Source organism: Streptomyces sp. NRRL S-1813 (assembly GCF_000719605.1).
In the GTDB taxonomy this organism is placed as follows: domain Bacteria; phylum Actinomycetota; class Actinomycetes; order Streptomycetales; family Streptomycetaceae; genus Streptomyces; species Streptomyces decoyicus.
Map to the genome: position 1 here is coordinate 1 of NZ_JOHB01000075.1, position 3,202 is coordinate 3,202.

At 67.4% G+C, this 3,202-nt stretch carries 1 protein-coding gene; it reads right to left on the minus strand.

Annotation, left to right across the window (positions count from 1 at the left end):
- Window positions 1–3,202 (minus strand): methionine synthase (gene metH / locus IF67_RS0138310; protein ID WP_037840417.1); only part of this gene is annotated, 3,202 nt, incomplete at both ends.

Below are 3,202 nucleotides of genomic sequence, written 5' to 3' on the forward strand. Positions count from 1 at the left end.
GCGGACCCGGGCGTGCCAGTATTCGGCGAGTGCTTCGGCCAACTGGACGGACAGTCCGTGGAGTTCGAGGTAGTCGCGGTAGGAGTTGGCTTCGAAGAGTTCGGCGGTGGCGCCGCCGATCCTGGAGCCGACGGTGACGACCTGGAGGCCGACGACGTCGGTTTCGCCGGTCTCCTCGGGGCGGAAGTAGTCGGCCAGGCACAGGCGCCGGCCACGGCGCTGGCGGGGGAAGGTGAAGCGGGTGCGTTCGGTGCCGTCCTCGTGCAGCAGGATCAGGTCCTCGCCCTTGGACACGCACGGGAAGTAGCCGTGTACGACGGCTGCTTCGAGGAGGTTCTCGGTCTGGAGCTTGTCGAGCCAGCCGCGCAGCCGGGGGCGGCCCTCGGTCTCCACCAGCTCCTCGTACGTCGGACCGTCACCCGTGCGGGCCTGCTTGAGACCCCACTGCCCCTTGAAGAGGGCGCCCTCGTCCAGCCAGGACGCGTAGTCGGCGAGCTGGATGCCCTTGACGACGCGGGTGCCCCAGAACGGCGGGGCGGGGACGGGGTTGTCGAGGGCGACGTCGGAGCGCACCGCGCCCTCCGGCTCCTCGGCCTCCAGCACGGCCGTGTCCCGCTTGGGTACCCGGCGCTGCTTGAGTTCGGGGAGGGTGGCGCCGGGCACGCCGCGTTTGACGGCGATCAGGGCGTCCATCAGGCGCAGGCCCTCGAACGCGTCGCGGGCGTAGCGGACCTCGCCCTCGTAGATCTCGTGGAGGTCCTGCTCGACGTAGGCGCGGGTCAGCGCGGCGCCGCCGAGGATGACGGGGAAGTCTGCCGCCATCTTGCGCTGGTTGAGCTCTTCGAGGTTCTCCTTCATGATCACCGTGGACTTGACCAGGAGACCGGACATCCCGATGACGTCGGCGCGGTGTTCCTCGGCGGCTTCCAGGATCGCCGAGACCGGCTGCTTGATGCCGAGGTTGACGACGTTGTAGCCGTTGTTGGACAGGATGATGTCGACGAGGTTCTTGCCGATGTCATGGACGTCACCACGGACGGTGGCCAGCACGATCGTGCCCTTGCCCTCGTCGTCGGACTTCTCCATGTGCGGCTCCAGATGGGCCACCGCAGTCTTCATGACCTCGGCGGACTGGAGCACGAACGGCAGCTGCATCTGCCCGGAGCCGAACAGCTCACCGACGACCTTCATGCCCTCCAGCAGCGTGTCATTGACGATGGCCAGGGCCGGACGGTCCTGGAGCGCCTCGTCCAGGTCGGCTTCCAGGCCGTTCTTCTCCCCGTCGATGATGCGCCGCTGGAGGCGCTCGTTAAGGGGCAGCGCGAGGAGCTCCTCGGCCCGGCCGGCCTTCATCGACTTGGTGTTGACGCCCTCGAACAGCTCCATCAGCTTCTGGAGCGGGTCATAGCCCTCGCTGCGCCGGTCGTAGACGAGGTCGAGGGCGGCCTTGACCTGCTCCTCCTCCAGCCGCGCGATCGGCAGGATCTTGCTGGCGTGCACGATCGCCGAGTCCAGACCGGCCTTGACGCACTCGTCCAGGAACACGGAGTTCAACACGATCCGCGCGGCCGGGTTGAGTCCGAAGGAGATGTTCGACAGGCCCAGCGTCGTCTGGACATCCGGGTGACGCTTCTTCAGCTCACGGATCGCCCCGAGGGTGGCGATACCGTCCTTGCGCGACTCCTCCTGACCCGTGCAGATCGTGAAGGTGAGACAGTCGATGAGGATGTCCGATTCGTGGATACCCCAGTTACCCGTCAGATCCGCGATCAGCCGCTCGGCGATGGCGACCTTGTGCTCGACGGTGCGGGCCTGGCCCTCCTCGTCGATCGTGAGCGCGATCAGCGCCGCGCCGTGCTCGGCCGCCAGCTCGGTCACCTTCGCGAAGCGCGACTCGGGCCCGTCGCCGTCCTCGTAGTTGACGGAGTTGATGACCGCACGGCCACCGAGCTTCTCCAGACCCGCCTGGATGACGTTCAGCTCCGTGGAGTCCAGCACGATCGGCAGAGTCGAAGCCGTCGCGAACCGGCCCGCCAGCTCCTCCATGTCCGCCACACCGTCACGGCCCACATAATCGACACACAGGTCGAGCATGTGCGCACCCTCACGGATCTGGTCCCGGGCCATCACCACACAGTCGTCCCAGCGGCCCTCCAGCATCGCCTCACGGAACTTCTTCGACCCGTTGGCATTGGTCCGCTCACCGATCGCCAGATACGACGTGTCCTGACGGAACGGCACCGTCTGATACAGCGAAGCCGCCCCCGGCTCCGGACGCGGCTCACGCACCGGCGGAGCGATCCCCCGCACCCGCTCCACGACCTGCCGCAGATGCTCCGGCGTCGTGCCGCAGCACCCCCCGACCAGCGACAGCCCGTACTCCGCAACGAACGTCTCCTGCGCATCGGCCAGCTCCCCCGCCGTCAGCGGGTAATGCGCACCGTTCTTGCCCAGCACCGGCAGCCCCGCATTGGGCATACACGCGATCGGCACCCGCGAATGACGCGCCAGATACCGCAGATGCTCACTCATCTCCGCCGGACCGGTCGCACAGTTCAGACCGATCATGTCGATGCCCAGCGGCTCCAGCGCCGTCAGCGCCGCACCGATCTCCGACCCCAGCAGCATCGTGCCGGTCGTCTCCACCGTCACCGAACAGATCACCGGCAGATCACTGCCCGTCACCTCAAGCGCACGCCGCGCACCCAGGACGGCGGCCTTCGTCTGGAGCAGGTCCTGCGTCGTCTCCACCAGCAGCGCATCCGCACCGCCGGCGATCATCCCCTCCGCGTTCTGCTGATACGCATCGCGCAGCGTCACATACGGGGCATGACCCAGCGTCGGCAGCTTCGTGCCCGGACCCATCGACCCCAGCACATAACGCTGCTGACCACTCGAGGCGGTGAACTCGTCCGCCACCTCCCGCGCGATGCGCGCACCCGACTCCGACAGCTCGAAGACCCGCTCGGGAATGTCGTACTCCGCCAGCGCCGCAAAGTTCGCACCGAAGGTGTTGGTCTCCACACAGTCCACACCGACCGCGAAGTACTCCTCGTGCACCGAACGCACGATGTCGGGCCGGGTGACATTGAGGATCTCGTTGCAGCCCTCCAGCTGCTGGAAGTCCTCCATCGACGGGTCCTGGGCTTGGAGCATGGTGCCCATCGCACCGTCGGCGACCACCACCCGCGAGGCCAGAGCC